The 17,272-nt window shown below is 73.2% G+C and carries 15 protein-coding genes; 4 read left to right on the forward strand and 11 right to left on the reverse strand.

Annotated features, from left to right (window positions below):
* The first annotated feature begins 2 nt into the window (after positions 1-2).
* Together ACFYZR_RS21685 and ACFYZR_RS21690 are read left to right on the forward strand one after the other, a co-directional pair.
* Positions 3-1,949, forward strand: coding sequence for a fumarate reductase/succinate dehydrogenase flavoprotein subunit (locus ACFYZR_RS21685; protein ID WP_391912645.1), 1,947 nt, complete (start codon positions 3-5; stop codon positions 1,947-1,949).
* Positions 1,946-2,701, forward strand: coding sequence for a succinate dehydrogenase/fumarate reductase iron-sulfur subunit (locus ACFYZR_RS21690; RefSeq protein WP_391912647.1), 756 nt, complete (start codon positions 1,946-1,948; stop codon positions 2,699-2,701). Before ACFYZR_RS21685 ends, ACFYZR_RS21690 begins: the two co-directional genes overlap by 4 nt.
* A 1-nt stretch (position 2,702) precedes the next feature.
* Here ACFYZR_RS21690 and ACFYZR_RS21695 read toward each other — a convergent pair whose 3' ends face one another.
* Entirely contained in the window at positions 2,703-3,011 is a 309-nt protein-coding gene (locus ACFYZR_RS21695) for a transcriptional regulator (protein ID WP_391912649.1), read from the reverse strand.
* Positions 3,008-3,472, reverse strand: coding sequence for a hypothetical protein (locus ACFYZR_RS21700; protein ID WP_391912651.1), 465 nt, complete (start codon positions 3,470-3,472; stop codon positions 3,008-3,010). Before ACFYZR_RS21700 ends, ACFYZR_RS21695 begins: the two co-directional genes overlap by 4 nt.
* Before the next feature lie 153 nt (positions 3,473-3,625).
* On the opposite strand from ACFYZR_RS21700, the gene ACFYZR_RS21705 reads away from it, so the two are divergent.
* On the forward strand, positions 3,626-4,243 hold the full coding sequence (locus ACFYZR_RS21705; protein ID WP_391912653.1) for a TMEM175 family protein: 618 nt from the start codon (positions 3,626-3,628) through the stop codon (positions 4,241-4,243).
* Positions 4,244-4,286: 43 nt separating this feature from the next.
* On the opposite strand, the gene ACFYZR_RS21710 is transcribed toward ACFYZR_RS21705, so the two are convergent.
* The 7 genes from ACFYZR_RS21710 to ACFYZR_RS21740 form a co-directional block, all read right to left on the reverse strand.
* The gene (locus ACFYZR_RS21710; RefSeq protein WP_189452479.1) at positions 4,287-4,547 is read right to left on the reverse strand and encodes a Prokaryotic metallothionein; all 261 of its coding nucleotides are present in this window, start codon (positions 4,545-4,547) and stop codon (positions 4,287-4,289) included.
* 118 nt (positions 4,548-4,665) lie between these two features.
* The gene (locus tag ACFYZR_RS21715) at positions 4,666-6,465 is read right to left on the reverse strand and encodes an ABC transporter ATP-binding protein (protein WP_391912655.1); all 1,800 of its coding nucleotides are present in this window, start codon (positions 6,463-6,465) and stop codon (positions 4,666-4,668) included.
* Between the two features lie 5 nt (positions 6,466-6,470).
* Positions 6,471-6,887, reverse strand: coding sequence for a lasso peptide biosynthesis B2 protein (locus tag ACFYZR_RS21720; RefSeq protein ID WP_391912658.1), 417 nt, complete (start codon positions 6,885-6,887; stop codon positions 6,471-6,473).
* Entirely contained in the window at positions 6,884-7,150 is a 267-nt protein-coding gene (locus ACFYZR_RS21725) for a lasso peptide biosynthesis PqqD family chaperone (protein WP_126914220.1), read from the reverse strand. Before ACFYZR_RS21725 ends, ACFYZR_RS21720 begins: the two co-directional genes overlap by 4 nt.
* Before the next feature lie 124 nt (positions 7,151-7,274).
* Entirely contained in the window at positions 7,275-9,116 is a 1,842-nt protein-coding gene (locus ACFYZR_RS21730; RefSeq protein WP_391912660.1) for a lasso peptide isopeptide bond-forming cyclase, read from the reverse strand.
* 312 nt (positions 9,117-9,428) lie between these two features.
* Positions 9,429-11,150, reverse strand: a complete 1,722-nt coding sequence (locus tag ACFYZR_RS21735) for a sigma-70 family RNA polymerase sigma factor (protein ID WP_391912662.1) — start codon at positions 11,148-11,150, stop codon at positions 9,429-9,431.
* Positions 11,151-11,262: 112 nt separating this feature from the next.
* A complete protein-coding gene (locus ACFYZR_RS21740; RefSeq protein WP_391912664.1) occupies positions 11,263-12,819 on the reverse strand; it encodes a PH domain-containing protein in 1,557 nt (518 codons plus the stop codon).
* Between the two features lie 128 nt (positions 12,820-12,947).
* Here ACFYZR_RS21740 and ACFYZR_RS21745 point away from each other — a divergent pair, with 128 nt between their 5' ends.
* Positions 12,948-13,547 (forward strand): TetR/AcrR family transcriptional regulator, encoded by a 600-nt coding sequence (locus tag ACFYZR_RS21745; protein ID WP_391912666.1) that lies wholly within the window; start codon positions 12,948-12,950, stop codon positions 13,545-13,547.
* Between the two features lie 23 nt (positions 13,548-13,570).
* Here ACFYZR_RS21745 and ACFYZR_RS21750 read toward each other — a convergent pair whose 3' ends face one another.
* Together ACFYZR_RS21750 and ACFYZR_RS21755 are read right to left on the reverse strand one after the other, a co-directional pair.
* On the reverse strand, positions 13,571-15,661 hold the full coding sequence (locus tag ACFYZR_RS21750) for an FUSC family protein (protein WP_391912668.1): 2,091 nt from the start codon (positions 15,659-15,661) through the stop codon (positions 13,571-13,573).
* A 107-nt stretch (positions 15,662-15,768) separates the two neighbouring features.
* Entirely contained in the window at positions 15,769-17,262 is a 1,494-nt protein-coding gene (locus ACFYZR_RS21755) for a CoA-acylating methylmalonate-semialdehyde dehydrogenase (RefSeq protein WP_391912670.1), read from the reverse strand.
* Between the last annotated feature and the right edge of the window lie 10 nt (positions 17,263-17,272).

Consider the following 17,272-nt stretch of genomic DNA (forward strand, 5'->3'; position numbering starts at 1 on the left):
GGATGACCGAGTACGCGCAGTACGCCACGGGCGAGCCGATCGCCGACACCAAGGCCCCCGAGGGCCCCATCGCCGAACGCTGGGACCGCCGCCGCTTCACGGCGAAGCTGGTGAACCCGGCCAACCGCCGCAAGCTGACCGTCATCGTCGTCGGCACCGGCCTGGCGGGCGGCGCGGCGGGCGCCACCCTCGCCGAACAGGGCTATCGCGTCGTGCAGTTCTGCTACCAGGACTCCCCGCGCCGCGCCCACTCCATCGCCGCCCAGGGCGGCATCAACGCCGCCAAGAACTACCGCAACGACGGCGACTCCATCCACCGCCTCTTCTACGACACCGTCAAGGGCGGCGACTTCCGCGCCCGGGAGTCCAACGTCCACCGGCTCGCCCAGGTCTCCGTCGAGATCATCGACCAGTGCGTGGCCCAGGGCGTCCCCTTCGCCCGCGAGTACGGAGGGCTGCTGGACACCCGCTCCTTCGGCGGCGTCCAGGTCTCCCGCACCTTCTACGCCCGCGGCCAGACCGGCCAGCAACTCCTCCTCGGCGCGTACCAGGCGCTCAGCCGCCAGATCGCCACCGGCAACGTCGAGATGCACGCCCGCACCGAGATGCTCGACCTGATCGTGGTCGACGGCCGGGCGCGCGGCATCATCGCCCGCGACCTGCTCACCGGCCGGATCGACACCTACTTCGCCGACGCGGTGGTCCTCGCCAGCGGCGGCTACGGCAATGTCTTCCACCTCTCCACCAACGCCAAGAACTCCAACGCCACCGCCGTCTGGCGTGCCCACCGGCGCGGCGCGTACTTCGCCAACCCCTGCTTCACCCAGATCCACCCGACCTGCATCCCGCGCTCCGGCGACCACCAGTCGAAGCTGACGCTGATGAGCGAGTCGCTGCGCAACGACGGCCGCATCTGGGTGCCCAAGGCGAAGGGCGACACCAGGGCGCCCGGGGAAATCCCCGAATCCGAGCGCGACTACTACCTGGAACGGATCTATCCCTCCTTCGGCAATCTCGTCCCCCGCGACATCGCCTCCCGTGCCGCGAAGAACGTCTGCGACGAGGGACGCGGGGTCGGCCCGGGCGGCCAGGGCGTCTACCTCGACTTCGCCGACGCCATCGCGCGGATGGGCCGCGAGGCCGTCGAGACGAAGTACGGCAACCTCTTCGAGATGTACGAGCGGATCACGGCGGAGAACCCCTACGAGGTCCCCATGCGGATCTACCCGGCCATCCACTACACGATGGGCGGACTGTGGGTGGACTACGACCTCCAGACCACCGTGCCCGGCCTCTTCGCCATCGGCGAGGCCAACTTCTCCGACCACGGCGCCAACCGGCTGGGTGCCTCCGCCCTGATGCAGGGCCTGGCCGACGGCTATTTCGTCCTCCCTTCCACCATCAACGACTATCTGGCCCGCCATTCCCACGACGAGGTGCCGACGGACCACCCGGCGGTCGTGGAGGCCGTCGACGGCGTGACCGCCCGGCTGCGCCGGCTGCTCGCCAACGACGGCGACCGCACCCCCGACTCCTTCCACCGTGAGCTGGGCGAACTGCTGTGGGACGAGTGCGGCATGGCCCGCACCGACAGCGGCCTGCGCAAGGCCCTGGACCGCATCCCGGCGCTCCGCGAGGAGTTCTGGCGCCGGATCAAGGTGCCGGGGACGGGCGAGGAGCTCAACCAGTCGCTGGAGAAGGCCAACCGGATCGTCGACTACCTGGAGCTCGCCGAGCTGATGTGCCTCGACGCCCTCCATCGCACGGAGTCCTGCGGCGGCCACTTCCGCGAGGAGAGCCAGACCGCCGACGGCGAGGCGGCCCGCGCGGACGAGGAGTTCTCCTACGCGGCGGCCTGGGAGTTCACGGGGACGGGCACCCCGCCCGTGCTCCACAAGGAAGAGCTTCTTTTCGAGTACGTCCACCCCACCCAGCGGAGTTACGCGTGAACCTCACCCTGCGCATCTGGCGCCAGCGCTCCCCCGAGGACGCCGGGGCCATGACCACCTATGAGGTCGGCGGCATCAGCGAGGACATGTCCTTCCTGGAGATGCTCGACCACCTCAACGAGGAGCTGATCCTCGCCGGGGACGAGCCCGTGGCCTTCGACCACGACTGCCGCGAGGGCATCTGCGGCGCCTGTGGCATGGTCATCAACGGCCGGGCCCACGGCCCGGAGCGCACCACCACCTGTCAGCTCCATATGCGGCACTTCTCCGACGGCGACACCGTCGACATCGAGCCCTGGCGGGCCGCCGCCTTCCCCGTGGTCAAGGACCTGGTCGTCGACCGCTCGGCCTTCGACCGGGTCATAGGCGCCGGCGGCTATGTCTCCGTACCCACCGGCTCCGCGCCCGAGGCCCACGCCACGCCGGTGCCCAAGCCGGTCGCCGACCTGGCCTTCGAGCACGCCGAGTGCATCGGCTGCGGCGCCTGTGTGGCCGCCTGCCCCAATGGCTCGGCGATGCTCTTCACATCGGCGAAGGTGGTGCACCTGAACGTCCTCCCGCAGGGCGCCCCGGAGCGCGAGTCCCGGGTGCTGGACATGGTGGGCGCCATGGACGACCAGGGCTTCGGCGGCTGCACCAACACCGGCGAGTGCGCCACGGCCTGCCCCAAGGGCATCCCCCTCCAGTCGATCGCGACGATGAACCGCGAGTACCTGCGGGCCACCCTCAAGGGCGCCGGACGACGCCGCTGACTCAGCCGTCTCCCAGACCGGCGTTGACGATCGCCCGGAGGGCGGCGAGGTGGGCGCGGTAGGCGGCGCGCCCGTCCTTGGTCAGACGCAGCCAGACGCGCTGCCGGGTGTCGCGCACGGCCCGCCGCTGCTCGACGTACCCCGCGTCGGTCAGCACCGTCACATGCTTGCTCAGCACGGACGGGCTCACTCCCAGCGTCTCGCGGACGGTCGCGAACTCGATCTCCTCGACGGCGTCGAGCGCGGCGCAGATCCGGAGCCGGTTCGGCGCGTGGATCGTCTCGTTGAAACCGTCTTCGGGGTCGGTCACGACGCTGCTATGCCCTTCTTGCGGGTCTTCCTGTCAATGACCAGGATGCCCCCTCCCACCAGCAGACCCGCCGGTGCCCATATCCACGGCATGCCCTGATGGTCGCCCAGGTACAACGCGGCCAGGTAGACCACGAAGGCCAGGGCCGCCGCGCCGAGCATGCCCCGCTTCATTCCCGGCTGGACCCGGTGCCGGACACCGCTGGAGCGGAACTGCACCGCGATGACGGTCACCATGACCACGTACATGAGGACGAGGCCCACCATGTCCCACGGCTCGGGGAGAAGATGGGACAGATACACCCCGGCCAGCGCCAGGGAGAGCTTCACGCTGTAGGCCGGTCCGGGGGTGATGGACGTGACCGCCACCTGCGCCTGCTCCGCCAGGGCCAGGGCCTCGACGGCCCCTTCCCGGGACGGCATGGGAGGCCGGGACGACCGCGTGTTCGCGTCAGTTGCCATGCCGGAAAGTGAACCACACGGTTTCCGGAGCGGCAACAGTCGATTTTCCGTTGTGGAAACGCATCGCACGACAGGAGAGCGGCAAATCATCCGATCGTGCGGTTTTCCTCAGATATCATGCCAAGCCCCCGCATCCGCCCTACGCTGACGGCCATGGCGCGCGACTCGTACGTCATCGAGATGGACCGCATGCTCGCCTTCGCCGACGCCGTGACCGCCATCGCGATCACGCTGCTGGCCCTGGAGATCCACGTGCCGGAGGGCCTGTCCGACGCGGAGGTGGGCCAGGCGTTCGGCCATGTGCTGCCGAAGGTCCTCGCGTACCTCGTCAGCTTCGTGCTCGTCGGGGCGATCTGGCTCGGCCACCACAAGCTCTTCCGGCTGATGGCCACCCTCGACCGCGCCATGATCCGGCTGGAGTTCGCCCTGCTGGCCGTCATCGCGTTCCTGCCCTTCACCGCCCGGCTGCTGAGCGAGCACGGCGGCGCGCCCGTGGCCATGGCCATCTACACGGGCGCCATCGGCCTCGAGGCCGCGCTGCTGACCGTCATGGCCCTGCGGCTGCGCGCCCCCGGCCCGCTCCGCAGGCCGGAGGTCACCCATCGACAGGTCGCCCGGGAGGTGTTCGACAACGCGTCGATCGCCGTCATCGCCCTCATCGCCTTCCTGGTCGCCCTGGCCGCCCCCCTCGTGGCCGTCTGGTGGTGGGTGCTGATCTGGCCGGCGCGCGGCCTGCCGCGCTACTGGCCCTGGCTGCGCGCCAGGCTCTGACGTCTCCTCAGCGCCACCCGCCGGCCCCGGCCGTCACCCCTCGTCACCCGGGGTGCGCCCCCACCGTGTCGCGGATCTGGCTTCCCAGTCCCGAGTCGCCCTCGCGGGCGCAGTGCGCCCCGCAGAAGAAGCGGCCCGCGACCTCGACGCCGTGGCCGATGATGCGTGACTCGCAGTGCTCGCACTTGGGCGCGAGCTTGCTGATCGCGCACTCGAAGCTGTCGAAGGTATAGGTGTCACCGGTGATGGTCTTGACCTCGAAGGCCAGCCAGTAGTCGTTGCCACACGTGTTGCACTGGGCCATGGCGTGCTCCGTCTCGATACAGGGGTACGCCTCGCATGATCCCCGCGAGGACCGCACCCCACCGTCAACACAAACAACCCATTCACCCGAAGGTGGTGTCGCGTGCGGCTGTGTGCACTCAGTTCGCCAGCAACTGCGTGGCCGCCAGCCGCCCGTACAGCTCGTCGCTCGCCAGCAGCTTGGCGTGCGTGCCCACGGCACGGACGCGGCCCTCCTCCATGACCACGATCCGGTCCGCGCCGGTCACCGTGGACAGCCGGTGGGCGACGACCAGCACCGTCATCGTCCGGGCCGCGTCGGCGACGGTGCCCCGCAGGGCCGCCTCGTTGGCCGCGTCCAGTTGCGAGGTGGCCTCGTCCAGGAGCAGCAGCCGTGGGCTGCGCAGCAACGCGCGGGCGATCGCGACGCGTTGGCGCTCGCCGCCGGAGAGCATGCTGCCCCGGTGGCCTACGGCCGTGTCGAGCCCTTCCGGCAGCCGGTCGGCCAGGTCGTCGAGGCGGGCCCGGCGCAGGACCTCGTGGAGCTGCCCGTCGGTGGCGTGCGGGACGCCCAGGAGGAGGTTCTCCCGCAGCGTTCCGGCGAGGACGGGCGCGTACTGCTCGACGTAGCCGATCGCGGCGCGCAGTGCGGCCAGGGGCCAGTGCCGGATGTCCCGGCCGTCCAGCAGGACGCGGCCGCTGTCCGGTTCGTAGAACCGCTCGATGAGGGAGAAGACGGTGGTCTTGCCCGCGCCGGACGGGCCGACGAAGGCGGTCAGCCCCCGGGCGGGCACCGTGAAGGAGATGCGGCGGTGCACGGCGGGCAGCCCGGGCCGGTAGCCGAAGCGCACCCGGTCGAAGGCGAGGGACGCGGGGCGGGGGCCGCATCCGGCGTCCGCGACCGGCTGCGGCCCGGCGCCGGGGTCCTCGACCGCCATCTCCTCGGCCTCCCTGATCCGCAGGGCGGCCGCGGCTCCCACCTGGAACTGGCCCGCGGCGCCCACGAGCTGGTTGATGCGGGGGGCGAGCGAGAAGAGGTAGAGCAGGAAGGCCACGAGGGTGGAGACGTCGATCGCCCCGGAGGCGGCGCGCACCCCGCCCACGCCGAGGACCACCAGGAAGGAGACCTGCACGGACACCTGGGAGACGGTGTCCGAGACGGCCTCCCAGGAGGCGGCGCGCGTTCCCATGCGGCGGGCCCGTTCGGCGGCCTCGTGCAGGCGGGCGATCTCGCGCTGCTCGGCTCCGGACGCCTTGACCGTGCGGAAGGCGCCGAAGGCGCGTTCCAGGGCGGCGCCCATGCCGCCGACGGCCTCCTGGGTCTGCCGGGTGGCGCGGCCGATGCGGGGGATCACCAGGCCGCTGCTCAGGCTGATGAACGCGATCACCGCGAGGGTCACGCCGAGCAGCACCAGATCCAGCACCCCCATCATCACGACGGTGACGAGGGTGATGACGGTGCCGGTCAGGGCCGCGGCCATTGCCTGTGTGGCCACCTGCCGCAGCAGCGTCGTGTCGGCGGTGACCCGGGATATCAGATCGCCGGGCTCATGGCACTCGGCGACGGGGACGCGCAGCCTGAGCAGCGTGCTGGCGAGCCGGCGCCGGGCGGTGCACACGAGCCGTTCGGCCGCCCGTTCCAGCACGAGGTGACCGAGGGCGTCGAGGACCGCGCCCATCAGGACGAGCACACCGAGGACGATCACCTCCGTGGTCGCCGTCCGGTCCCGTTCGAGGTCGTTCACCAGGCGTTCGGCGGCCAGCGGCTGGGCCAGGCCCAGGGCTCCGCCGGCGAGCCCCAGCAGCGCGCCGCCGAGGATGGCGGCGCGCTGCGGCCGGAGGTACCGGGCCAGGGCCCGGCGGCCCGCGCCCCGCGGCCGCGCCGCGGGCTCCGCGTCCACGCTCTCCCGCGCCGGTGCCGGCGCGTTCATGGTCTCCATGACACTCACTCCACGGTGAAGAAGCGCTGGAAGTAGTCGGCCGGCGCGCCCTCGCCCACCAGGACCGACTCCGCCTCCACCCACGCGTGTGCCGCGAAGGGCGGCCGGGCCCGAACTCCCACGCACCACACGGCCCACTGGCCACGCATCCGGCACAGCAGTACCGTGCCGAGGGACCGTGGCAGACAGCCCTTCTGCCCTCCGCTGGCGAGGCTGACGGCGAGGACCGCGTCCCTGGCGCCGGTCGCCTCGGCGAGGCTCGCGGGCCGGGCCCCGCGCCGGAGCACGCGCAGGACCGCGCGGATGCGCCCGGGCGGCTGGGTGGCCAGCAGATGGGCGAGGGCGACGGCGGCGCGGGCGGCCCAGCGGGTGGTGAGGGGGACGGAGCCCGGCCGGTACGGAACCGCCTCCGGGGTCGTCATGGCCGGGTCCCGGACAGCAGCCTGGCCGACCGCAGTTCGCCGTAGACGCGCTCGACGTCGCGGGCCGCCTCGCCGGGATCCACGTCGTAGCGCGCGGCCAGCGCGTGGGCGGCCTGTCCCCTGGACTCCCCGTCGAGGAGCGTCCGCAGGACGAGCGCGGCGGTGGGGTTGAGGGTCCAGTACTCGCCAGTGGTCTGATCCAGCAGCGCGATGCCGTAGTCGGTCTCGGTCATCACCACTCCGGAGCGGAGTCGGAGCGACATGTTCCACCCTTCCGGTTCGGTCCGTCCCAGCGGTTCACGACGTCAGCGGTTCACGACGCCGACGGTTCACGACACCGACGGTTTTCGCAGTGTCAGCGGTTTTCGCGGCGCCAGCGGTTCGGCGTCAGCCGCTCATGGATTCCCGTGAGCGCAGCCACACCTCGCAGGCCACAGTGGTGTGCAACAGGCTGCTCTCGACCTCCACTTCGAGCGGGCGCAGGCACCAGTCCCGCAGCGCGCCCGTGTCGATCAGGCCCAGCCGCGCGAGACGGGAGTCCTCGCACAGGTCCAGCAGCCGGGCGCGGTGCTCCCGCAGGCCCGTCTCCTCCTCCAGGGACGCGTTGGCCTTGGTGGCCCGGGTGCGGCTGACCTCGGGGACGATGCCGCGGGTGGCCTCGACGATCAGCGGCTTGTAGCGCCAGGGGGTGATCCGCTCCTGCGGCCGCACCGACAGGCCCGCCTCGACGACGCGGTCGTCGTAGTACGGGGCCGAGCAGACGACGCCCAGCGGGCCGGCCAGCTGCCCCACGTGCCGGGCGAACCGGGAGATGCACTCCATGGTCGCCAGCTCGCGGTGCGCGCCGTGGTCCCGGGCCAGGGGTGCCGTAGTGCGGGCCGCGGCGAGGATCTGGCGGCGTACGGAGGCCACCGCGTCCGGAGTCGCCCAGTGGGGCATCCGGGGCCGCTCGGACCAGTCCAGCACCGGCGCGTTCGACGGCGCGGGCGGCTCGGTGAGGTCCGCGGCGACCCGCGCCAGCCAGGACGGATAGGAACGGCGGTCCAGGAGCTGGCGGAGCACGAGCCCCCGGGGCCAGCGGTACTTGGCGCGGTAGCCGCGCAGGTGGCGCAGCGCGGTGCGCGGGTGCCTGAGGGCGAGGGCGTGGAGGCGGGCGGAGGCGCCGCTGAGCACCTCGTCCCCGCCGATGCCGGTGAGGTGGAGGGCCGAGCCGCGCTCGGCGGCCAGCCGCACGATGCTCATGCGGCGGCTGTGGTCGACCGTCATGAGGGAGGGGGCGTCGAGGAGCTGGTCGAAGGTGCCGAGACCGTCGAAGGTCAGGGGCACCTGCCCGGCCGGGATCTCGTGGTGCTCGACGGTGCCCAGGGCGTCGACGGTGCGGCGCGCCCAGTGGGTGTCGTCGCCGAGGGGGTCGCGGAGGGCGGCCGTATAGGCGACGATCTTGGCGTCGCCGCGGGCGGCCAGGCAGCACACCGCGGTGGAGTCCAGGCCGCCGAGGTCGCAGGTGACCAGGGAGCGGCCACGGGTGCGGACGTCGACGGCGGCGCCCAGCGCCGCGGCGAGGCGCGCGGCGCCCTCTGCCAGCGGGACGTCCGGCTCCGGCGGTGTCCACCAGCGCCGGGTCCGGGCCGGGCCGTCGGGGCCGAGGGTGAGGTGGTGGCCCCCGGGCAGGGCCTCCACTTCGTGCCAGACCGGCCGGGAGTTCAGGGGGTGCAGCAGGCCCATCGCGAGCAGCTGGACGGCCAGGCGGTCCTCGTCGAGGCCGGCGTCGAGCAGGTCGGCCAGCACGTCCGCGCGGTCCGCCACGACGGTGGCCGGGCCCGTGCGGGCGTGGAAGACGCGTCGTACGCCGACGACGCCGCCCTGGATCCGGACGTGTCCGCCGGGGTCCCGGGCCAGCAGATGGAAGCTTCCCGGCCAGGCGGCGGCGAACCGGCCGAGCGCGTCGAGGGTTTCCGCCGTCCGCACGGCCCGGGCGGCCCGTGTGATCTCGGCGACGGACACCGCCTGCTCGCCCAGGACCGCCACCCGGGCGTCCCCGGCCTCGCCCAGGGTGAACGCGTCCGGGTCCCAGCGGCCCAGCAGCCACGGCCGGCCGGACGGGTGGGGCACGCTCTGGAGCGCGTGGGGGCGGGCCCGCGCCGCGATCTCCGCGACCGCCTCCGCGGCGGTGTCGGGCAGGACGAGGAACCAGCTGGGCAGGGCGGAAAGGGACGAGGAGCGGTGCATGCACAAACACCTCCGGCCGTCGATCCGGGCGGCATTCCGGCACTGCACGGAAAACGGGTGGAAACGAATGAAAATCGGGGGGTGAATGACCCATGGCCCTCACCCCCCGATTCCGGGGGCCCTCCCGCTCGTCACCGGTCATTCTTCACTGGACTCGACCAGTGAAGGCGGGCCCCTTTTCGCCGCCTCAGACGAGGTTGTGACCGCCGAGGACGTCCTTCGCGGTCTTGCTGGACATTTACCGCGACCTGAAAATCAGCGGTCAATCACCCACATACTTCAACCATCAACATAGGGTTGTGCGAGCGGAATTCAGCGCGCGCCGAACACCTGGGTCCAGCGCGGACCGCCCGGCGCCTTGTTGATGCCGATCCCGATCTCCTTGAAGGAGCAGTTGAGGATGTTCTTGCGGTGGCCGTCGCTGTGCATCCACGAGTCCATGACCGACGCCGGGTCCTGCTGCCCGTAGGCGATGTTCTCGCCGTAGGTGCTCCAGCGGTAACCGGCCGCGGTGATGCGGTCGCCCGGGCCCTTGCCGTCGGGGTTGGTGTGGTCGAAGAAGTTCCGGGCCGCCATGTCGTCGGAGTGGCCTTGGGCGGCCGCGTCCAGGAGGCTGTTGGAGGTCAGGGCCGAGCATCCGACCTTCGCCCGCTCGGCGTTGACCAGGGCCACCACCTGCGCGGCCATGGAACCGTCGCCACCGGAGGACGGCGGCTTGGGCGCACGGGTACGGGCCGGGGCGGCCGTGCGCTCGGGGGCGGGCTCGTCCGCCCGGGACGCGGAGGCCTTGGCCGACGGCGACGGGCTGCCCGAGCCGCTCGGCGAGGCGCTCGCCGAGGCCGACACGGACGCCGAGGCGCTCGGCGAGGCGGAGCGCGACGGGGTGGACCGGATGGGCATGGGCTCCTGGGCGTTCAGCTGCTTCAGATTGCCGGACGAGTCGACGGCCTGCGTCTTGACGGTCGTACCGGGCGAGTCCTCCATGAGGTACCCGCCGCCCAGCACACCGCCGGCGATCAGGGCGAGGGCGCCCGCGCCGAGCACGGCCTTCCGGCCCGTACGCGACCGCCCGCCGTCCGCGCGGTGACCGCCGGAACGTCCACCGGAACGGTGTCCGCCGCCCCGGTGTCCCCCGGCACGTCGAGCGGCCGCCCGGCCGCCCGGCGCGGCGGCGTGCGAGGACGTCGCCTGCGAGGAGGCCGGGTGTGCCGCCGACGCGTACCCCACGGGCTCGCCCGGCACCACGGCGCCGCCGCTCCACCAGCCCAGCAGGGCGCCGCCGACCGGCACCAGGCCGAGGCCGACCAGCAGGCCCTCGGCCGGGACCAGCGCCGACAGGGCCCCCGAGCAGCGGCCGCAGCCGCGCACGTGCCGTGCGACGCGCTTGCGCCACAGCGCGGACGGGACGCCGTCCCATGTGGCGACGACCTCGCCGAGCCGCTCGCAGCGCGGGTGCGCGGCGAGCGCCTGGACGACGCCGCGGGCGACGTCCAGCTGCGCCTTCGTCCGCTGTATCCGGACGGCGGTGTGCTGCGGGGTCAGCCCGAGCGCGGCGACGACCTCGGCGCGCTTCAGCTCGCCGGCGGCCTCCAGCCACCACAGGGACAGGACCTCCTGCTCCCCTTCGTCCAGCCAGCGCGTCGCCTCGGCGGCCTCCCTGCGCTGGCCCTCCAGCCCCAGCCGGACGATGGTCAGGTCGACGAAGTCGGCCTTGGGGTCGGGGACCTCGCCGACCACCTCCTGCAGGCCACTGACGGGAGCCTCGGGGCGCTCCTCCCGGCAGTGGCTGCGTATCTGGTTCATGGTGATGGCGACGAGCCAGGAGCGGAAGCTCGCGGCGTCCCGCAGCCCGTCCAGGCCGTTGATCACCCGGAGCATGGTCTCCTGGACCACGTCGTCGACGTCCGCGTGGCCGTTCAGGGCCCGGCCGACGATGTTGTAGACGAGTGGCAGGTGGATGGCTACGAGCTCGTCCTGTGCCGCCGTGTCCCCGGCACGCGCCGCCTCGATCACGGCCACGCTCACACTCTTCACGCCCGCACCTCTTTCCGCACCCGCCACGAATGGCGCTCGATCCGACACCTGGGAGACCGGGCGCCGGTCGGCAGATAACAAAAAAGTCGGGTGCGAATGTACGACAGGTGATTCAGGCGGGTGTCTGGATCAAGAACTCACGAACGATCCCCGGAGCCGCATATTCCGCAAACTGGACGGCCTCCTTCGCCGACATGTCCCGTATGCGGTATCCGTCTTCCCCTGCGGGGACGGCGGCAGTGAGAGTGACCACATCTGCCCGGAGCGCAAAGGGCGTATCGGTAAATGTCCATCCCTGTACGGAACTCCGGTCGAGGGCCACCGTCTCCCGGCCGAACGTCCCGGACCGTACGAGCAGATGGCGCCCCCGCACCGCGTACCCCAGCGCCCGGTAGGCGTCCCACGCCAGCGCGCACACCACCGGGGAGGCCGCGACCGCCCACCCCGCCGCGCACCACAGCAGCACCGGCAGATCCAGCAGCCACCCCAGCCCGACGAGCACCAGCGCCACCGGCAGGACGCCCCACCCCAGCGCGCTCACCAGCCGCCGCCGCAACGCGACCCTCGGCGCCGGACGGAGCCCCCCGGCAGGCTCCCCGGAAAACTCCCCCGCACCGGGCACGCCACCCGCCCCGATCGCCCCATCCGTCCCGAGCACCTCGGCGCAGACCCGGAGCGCCTCCGCCCGGGGCGCCGGAGGGAGTACGACGCTCCGCTTGCGGTTCCGCTCCAGGTCGCCCAGGCCGCCCGCCACGGCCCGTACGGACGCCCCGCCGCCCGCGCGCAGCAGCAGCGGTTCCCGCAGCGCGACCCCGCACAGACGGTCCGCCTCGATGGAGACGACCGCTGTCGCGAACAGGCCGCGCCGGACGTCGAGACCGCCCGAAGGGGTGCGCTCCAGCCGGTACCGCCACCAGGTCCCGGCGTGGACCACCAGCGCCCCCGCCACGCCCAGCAGCGTCACGGCCGCCAGGCCGAGCAGCCCGGCGAGCCACGGCGCGCCGGCGCCGTACCCGGCCCACAGGCGGCGGAGGATCCCGATCCGCCAGGGCTTCACGTGCAGGGCGTTGAGGATGCGCCAGGTCGTACCGCCCGCGATGAGGACCCCGCCCCAGACCCAGAACGTCAGCGGGGCGTACCGCAGCCAGCGCGCGCTTCCGGCAGCGAGAACCTTGGCACCATGCCCTTCCCCGGGGCGGGGAACCGCTGTCGCCCGAGGAGAGGCCACCTCCTCAAGCCGGGCCGTCAGCCGCCGGGCCTCCGTGTCGGACACCCCCGTGATCCGCACGGCTCCGGCGGCCGACCCCGTGGTGACGGTCACGACGGCCAGCCCGTACCGCCGCAGCAGCGGCCCCCGCCGCAGCGCGACGGACTCCACACGGGACAGCGGCACGATCCGGCGTCGCCGCCCGAACCAGCCGGAGACCGCGTAGAGCGCCGTCTCCCCCAGCTCCCACCCGTGGGTCCGGCACCGCCGCGCCGGCATGACCAGCGCGTACGCCACCGCCGGCGCTACCAGTACCACCGCCACCAGTGGCACCAGCCATGGTGCGGCGGCAGGAAAGAAGAGGAAACAGAGAGCGAACAGCGCGGCGGCGGTCAGCACCGCCGGCCCGCTCACGGTGAGCAGCGCCCGGGCAGTCCACCAGCGGCGCGCCCGGGGATCCACGCGGTGACACGGCGCCCTCAGCAGCCGCCTCTTTTCCAAGTCAATCGTATTGCCAAGCACCGGCGCTAAGCTATCGCAATACAGCTGACCTGTAAACGGCCGGCCCGTGACGAGAGGCGTCCCTCCCCGTGCCCAAGCGCGTCGACCACGACGAACGCCGCCACCGCATCGCCGAAGCCCTGTGGCGGATCGCGTCCGAGCGCGGGCTGGACGGCGCGAGCCTGCGCGACGTGGCGGCGGAGGCGGGCATCTCGCTCGGGCAGCTCCAGCACTACTTCCGCACCAAGGACGACATGCTCGTCTTCGCCCTCGGCCACATCAGCGAGCTGGCCGCGCGGCGGATCGGCGACCGCGTCGGGTCCCTGGCCGGGACGGCCCCCTCCCCCCGGACGCTGCTGCGCGAGACGTTCGCGGAGATGCTGCCGCTCGACGACAAGAGCCGCACCGGTCAGCTGGTGCAGATCGCCTACTTCGTCCGGGCCGTCCACGACGAGCGGCTGCGCCGGCACGCCAAGGAGGGCATCCCGGCGCTGCGGGAGTTCCTCGCCGGCCAGATCCGGCGCGCGGTGGAGGAGGGCGACGTCGCCCCCGACCGCGACCCGGACACCGAGGCGATGCTGCTGATCGCCCTCGTGGACGGCCTGTGCGGCTACGTCCTGCTCGACGTGGTGCCGGGCGAGGAGGCGATGCGCCTCGTGGACGCGCATCTGGACCGGCTGTTCCGCTGACACGAACTCACAGCGAGATCGGCTCAGCGCCGCGCCGCCCTGTTCCGCCCCTGCCGGCCCGGCGCGAGGGCCTCGGCCAGTTCGTCGAGCGCCTCCAGCATCAGCTCCGAGCCCCGTACCGCGACCCCTTCGTCGCCGGCCCGCGCGACCCACGCGGCCAGCGCGGCGCGCGGAGCGGACCAGTCCGGCCGCCGCCGCTCCCGTACCGCCGCCACGGCGTCCGGCAGCGCGGCGCGCAGGGCCGCCGCGAACTCGCCCGCCCCGGCGTCCGGTTCGGCGTCCGGGCCGGGCAGATGGGCCTCCATCAGCATCGCCGCCCGGCCGAGCGTGGCCAGCGCCGACTCGGCCGCCCGCTCCGCGGTGCGCGAGATGCCCCGGTGGCGCACGGGTTCCTTCAGCGCGCGGGCGGCCGCTTCCTCCCACTCCAGCCGCGCCGCCCGCGCGTCCAGCAACGCCTCACGGACCCGCCGCTTCCGGCTGTCCGGCCGGGCGTGGGCGTCCAGGACGGCCAGCGCGTAGTCGCCGTTGGTACGGAGCCAGTCGGCCAGCCGGTCGCGCAGCCGGGGCGTCTCCCAGCTGGGCCACAGCGCGTAGGCGGCCAGCGCCAGCACCCCGCCCAGCAGGGTCAGCGCCAGCCTGGCCTGCACGGTCTGCGACCAGCCCTCCCCCGCGATGCCGAGCAGGAAGACGATGTACGCGCCGATGCACGCGGACACCACGGTGTAGCCCGTCCGCATCAGCAGATACAGCAGCCCCACGCTCACCACGGCCAGCGCCGCGCAGACCTCGGGCCCCGGATGGGTGAGCGCCATGATGCCCGCGCCCGCCCAGACGCCGACGAACGTGCCCACGAAGCGGGCGACGCCGCGCTCATAGGTCTGGGCGAAGTCCGGCCGCATCACCATCACGGAGGTCATCGGCGCCCAGTAGCCGTGGCCCAGCGGCAGCGCCGTGCCGAGCAGATAGCCGCCGCAGGCCACCGTCGTCACCCGCACCGCGTGCCGGCCGACCGGCGAGGACCAGCGCGCCTCGCGCCGCAGCGCCCGCCAGCCCACGGGGACGAGCCCGGCCATGGTGGGCCGCAGCAGATGCCGCCGCTCCGGCGCCGTCGTCGGCCGGGTGGCGCGCAGCGGCTCGTCACCGGCCTCCACGACGTCGGCCAGCAGCGCCATCAGCCGCAGCGCCGAGCGGCGGGCGGCGCCGTCGAGGCGCGGCCCGGACTCGGGCACCTCCAGCGTGGCCATCGTCTCGGGCGTCAGCCGCACGGCCCGGCCCCGGCGGATGGCGCGCGCGACCGCGTCCAGGACGTCGGCGGCGGCGCCCAGCAGTTCCCGGGCCCGGTCCCGGCCGGGGCCCTCCGGGGGCGCGCCCACGAGGGGGTCGGCGAGGGAGGCGAGCACCGGCCGGATCCGTTCGGCGACCCCGCGCGGGCCGCCCAGTTGCGGGGGCCGGCCGCGGGCCTGGCGCGGGGTCAGCTCGGCGGCACTGCGGGCGTCCATCAGCGGCTGGGGGTCGAAGCGGGCGACCGGGTCGTGGCGCAGCCGGCGCGCGTAGTCCGCCTCGGCGGCCAGCGCGTCCGCGAGGGCGTCGCGCTGGCGGCCCCAGGGGCGGATGGGGAAGAGGACGATGAGCGCCGCCTGCACCAGGCCGCCCACGAGGATGAGCGCGGCGTGCTCGGCCGCCCCGGCGACGGAGGTGGGCAGGGTGACGGTGACGAGCATGACCGCGACCGTCTGGGTGGCGACGAACCCCGTCACCGGGCCGACGGCCCAGGCCATGCCCGACAGCAGGGTCCACACCGCCAGCAGTGCGACGAAGGTGGCGTGGTGGGCGGCGGCGAGGTAGCCGAGGAAGGTGCTGAGGCCCAGTACGCCCGCGACCGCCAGCGCGAGCAGGGGGCGGGGCCGCCAGCTGCGCTGGAAGGTCGCCAGGCCCGAGGCGAACGCGCCGAACGCGGAGGAGACGGCGAGGGCGGGCGATCCGAAGGCCAGCATCAGGCCGACGACGACCGCCACGCCGCAGGCGCCGCGGACGGCCACGAGCGGTTCGAGGGTGACGCGCTCGATGGTCAGCCCGGCGCGGGCTGTCTTTTTGAGGGCGCTGGCCCAGGTCATGATCCTGAGCTTACGTCTCATATCGAGGTAGAACGGGAGGTGGGCCCCGACCCCGCCCTTTCACCGTTTCCTAGGGGGCTGCCGCCCCCCTGGAACCCCCGCTCGCCCTACCCGTGGTGTGGGAAGCCCAGGTCCACGCCGCCGTCCGCCGGGTCCGGCCAGCGGGTGGTGACGACCTTGCCCCGGGTGTAGAAGCGGACGCCGTCGTTCCCGTAGATGTGGTGGTCGCCGAAGAGCGAGTGCTTCCAGCCGCCGAAGGAGTGGTAGCCCACCGGCACCGGGATGGGCACGTTGACGCCCACCATGCCCGCCTCGACCTCCAGTTGGAAGCGGCGGGCCATGCCCCCGTCACGGGTGAAGATCGCGGTGCCGTTGCCCCACGGCGAGGCGTTGATGAGGGCCAGGCCCTCCTCGTACGTCCCGGCGCGCAGGACGCACAGCACCGGGCCGAAGATCTCGTCGCGGTAGGCGTCGGCGCCGGTGGGCACCTTGTCGAGCAGGGACAGGCCCATCCAGTGGCCGTTCTCGTAGCCCCGGACCGTGAAGCCCGTGCCGTCGAGGACGACCTCCGCGCCCTGGGCCGCGGCGCCCCGCACATAGGAGGCGACCTTGTCGCGGTGGTCCTTGGTGATCAGCGGGCCCATCTCCGAGGCGGGGTCGTCGCCCGGGCCGATCCTGATCTTCTCGGCGCGCTCGCGGATCTTCGCCACCAGTTCGTCCCCGGTGCCGCCGACCGCGACGACCGCCGAGATCGCCATGCAGCGCTCGCCCGCCGAGCCGTAGGCGGCGGAGACGGCGGCGTCCGCGGCGGCGTCGAGGTCGGCGTCGGGCAGCACCAGCATGTGGTTCTTGGCGCCGCCGAGGGCCTGGACGCGCTTGCCGTTGGCGGAGGCGGTGATGTGGATGTACCGGGCGACGGGCGTGGAGCCGACGAAGGAGACGGCGGCGACGTCCGGGTGCTCCAGGAGCCGGTCGACGGCGATCCGGTCGCCGTTGACGACGTTGAGGACGCCGTCCGGCAGCCCGGCCTCGGCGGCGAGCTCCGCGAGGCGGATCGCGGCCGAAGGGTCCTTCTCGCTGGGCTTGAGGACGAACGTGTTGCCGCAGGCGACGGCGAGCGGGAACATCCACATCGGCACCATGGCCGGGAAGTTGAACGGCGTGATGCCCGCGACGACGCCCAGCGGCTGGCGGATGGCGGAGACGTCCACCCGGCTGGACACCTGCGTGGACAGTTCGCCCTTGAGCTGCTGGGCGATGCCGCAGGCCAGCTCCACGACCTCCAGGCCGCGCGCGACCTCGCCGAGGGCGTCGGAGTGGACCTTTCCGTGCTCGGCGGTGATCAGCCGGGCGAGTTCCTCGCGGTGGGCGTCGAGCAGGGCGCGGTAGCGGAAGAGCACCGCCGTGCGCTGGGCGAGGGAGGAGCCGCCCCAGGTGCCGTAGGCGGCCTTGGCGGCGGCCACCGCCGCGTCGACCTCCTCGGCGGTGGCGAACGCGACGCGCGTGGTGACGGCGCCCGTGGCCGGATCGGTGACGGGCCCGTACGTGCCGGAGGTGCCCTCGACGGACTTGCCGTCGATCCAGTGGTTGACGGTCTTCATCTGCTGCGAC

Origin of the sequence: Streptomyces sp. NPDC001678 (assembly GCF_042892945.1) — a bacterium.
Classification (GTDB): Bacteria; Actinomycetota; Actinomycetes; order Streptomycetales; family Streptomycetaceae; genus Streptomyces.

Bases quoted from the DNA above. Each gene is read 5' to 3' on its own strand.
- ACFYZR_RS21685 (WP_391912645.1), top strand. From the start codon at position 3: ATGACCGAGTACGCGCAGTACGCCACGGGCGAGCCGATCGCCGACACC.
- ACFYZR_RS21700 (WP_391912651.1), bottom strand. From the start codon at position 3,472: ATGGCAACTGACGCGAACACGCGGTCGTCCCGGCCTCCCATGCCGTCC.
- ACFYZR_RS21705 (WP_391912653.1), top strand. From the start codon at position 3,626: ATGGCGCGCGACTCGTACGTCATCGAGATGGACCGCATGCTCGCCTTC.
- ACFYZR_RS21710 (WP_189452479.1), bottom strand. From the start codon at position 4,547: ATGGCCCAGTGCAACACGTGTGGCAACGACTACTGGCTGGCCTTCGAG.
- ACFYZR_RS21715 (WP_391912655.1), bottom strand. From the start codon at position 6,465: ATGGAGACCATGAACGCGCCGGCACCGGCGCGGGAGAGCGTGGACGCG.
- ACFYZR_RS21720 (WP_391912658.1), bottom strand. From the start codon at position 6,887: ATGACGACCCCGGAGGCGGTTCCGTACCGGCCGGGCTCCGTCCCCCTC.
- ACFYZR_RS21725 (WP_126914220.1), bottom strand. From the start codon at position 7,150: ATGTCGCTCCGACTCCGCTCCGGAGTGGTGATGACCGAGACCGACTAC.
- ACFYZR_RS21730 (WP_391912660.1), bottom strand. From the start codon at position 9,116: ATGCACCGCTCCTCGTCCCTTTCCGCCCTGCCCAGCTGGTTCCTCGTC.
- ACFYZR_RS21750 (WP_391912668.1), bottom strand. From the start codon at position 15,661: ATGACCTGGGCCAGCGCCCTCAAAAAGACAGCCCGCGCCGGGCTGACC.
- ACFYZR_RS21755 (WP_391912670.1), bottom strand. From the start codon at position 17,262: ATGAAGACCGTCAACCACTGGATCGACGGCAAGTCCGTCGAGGGCACC.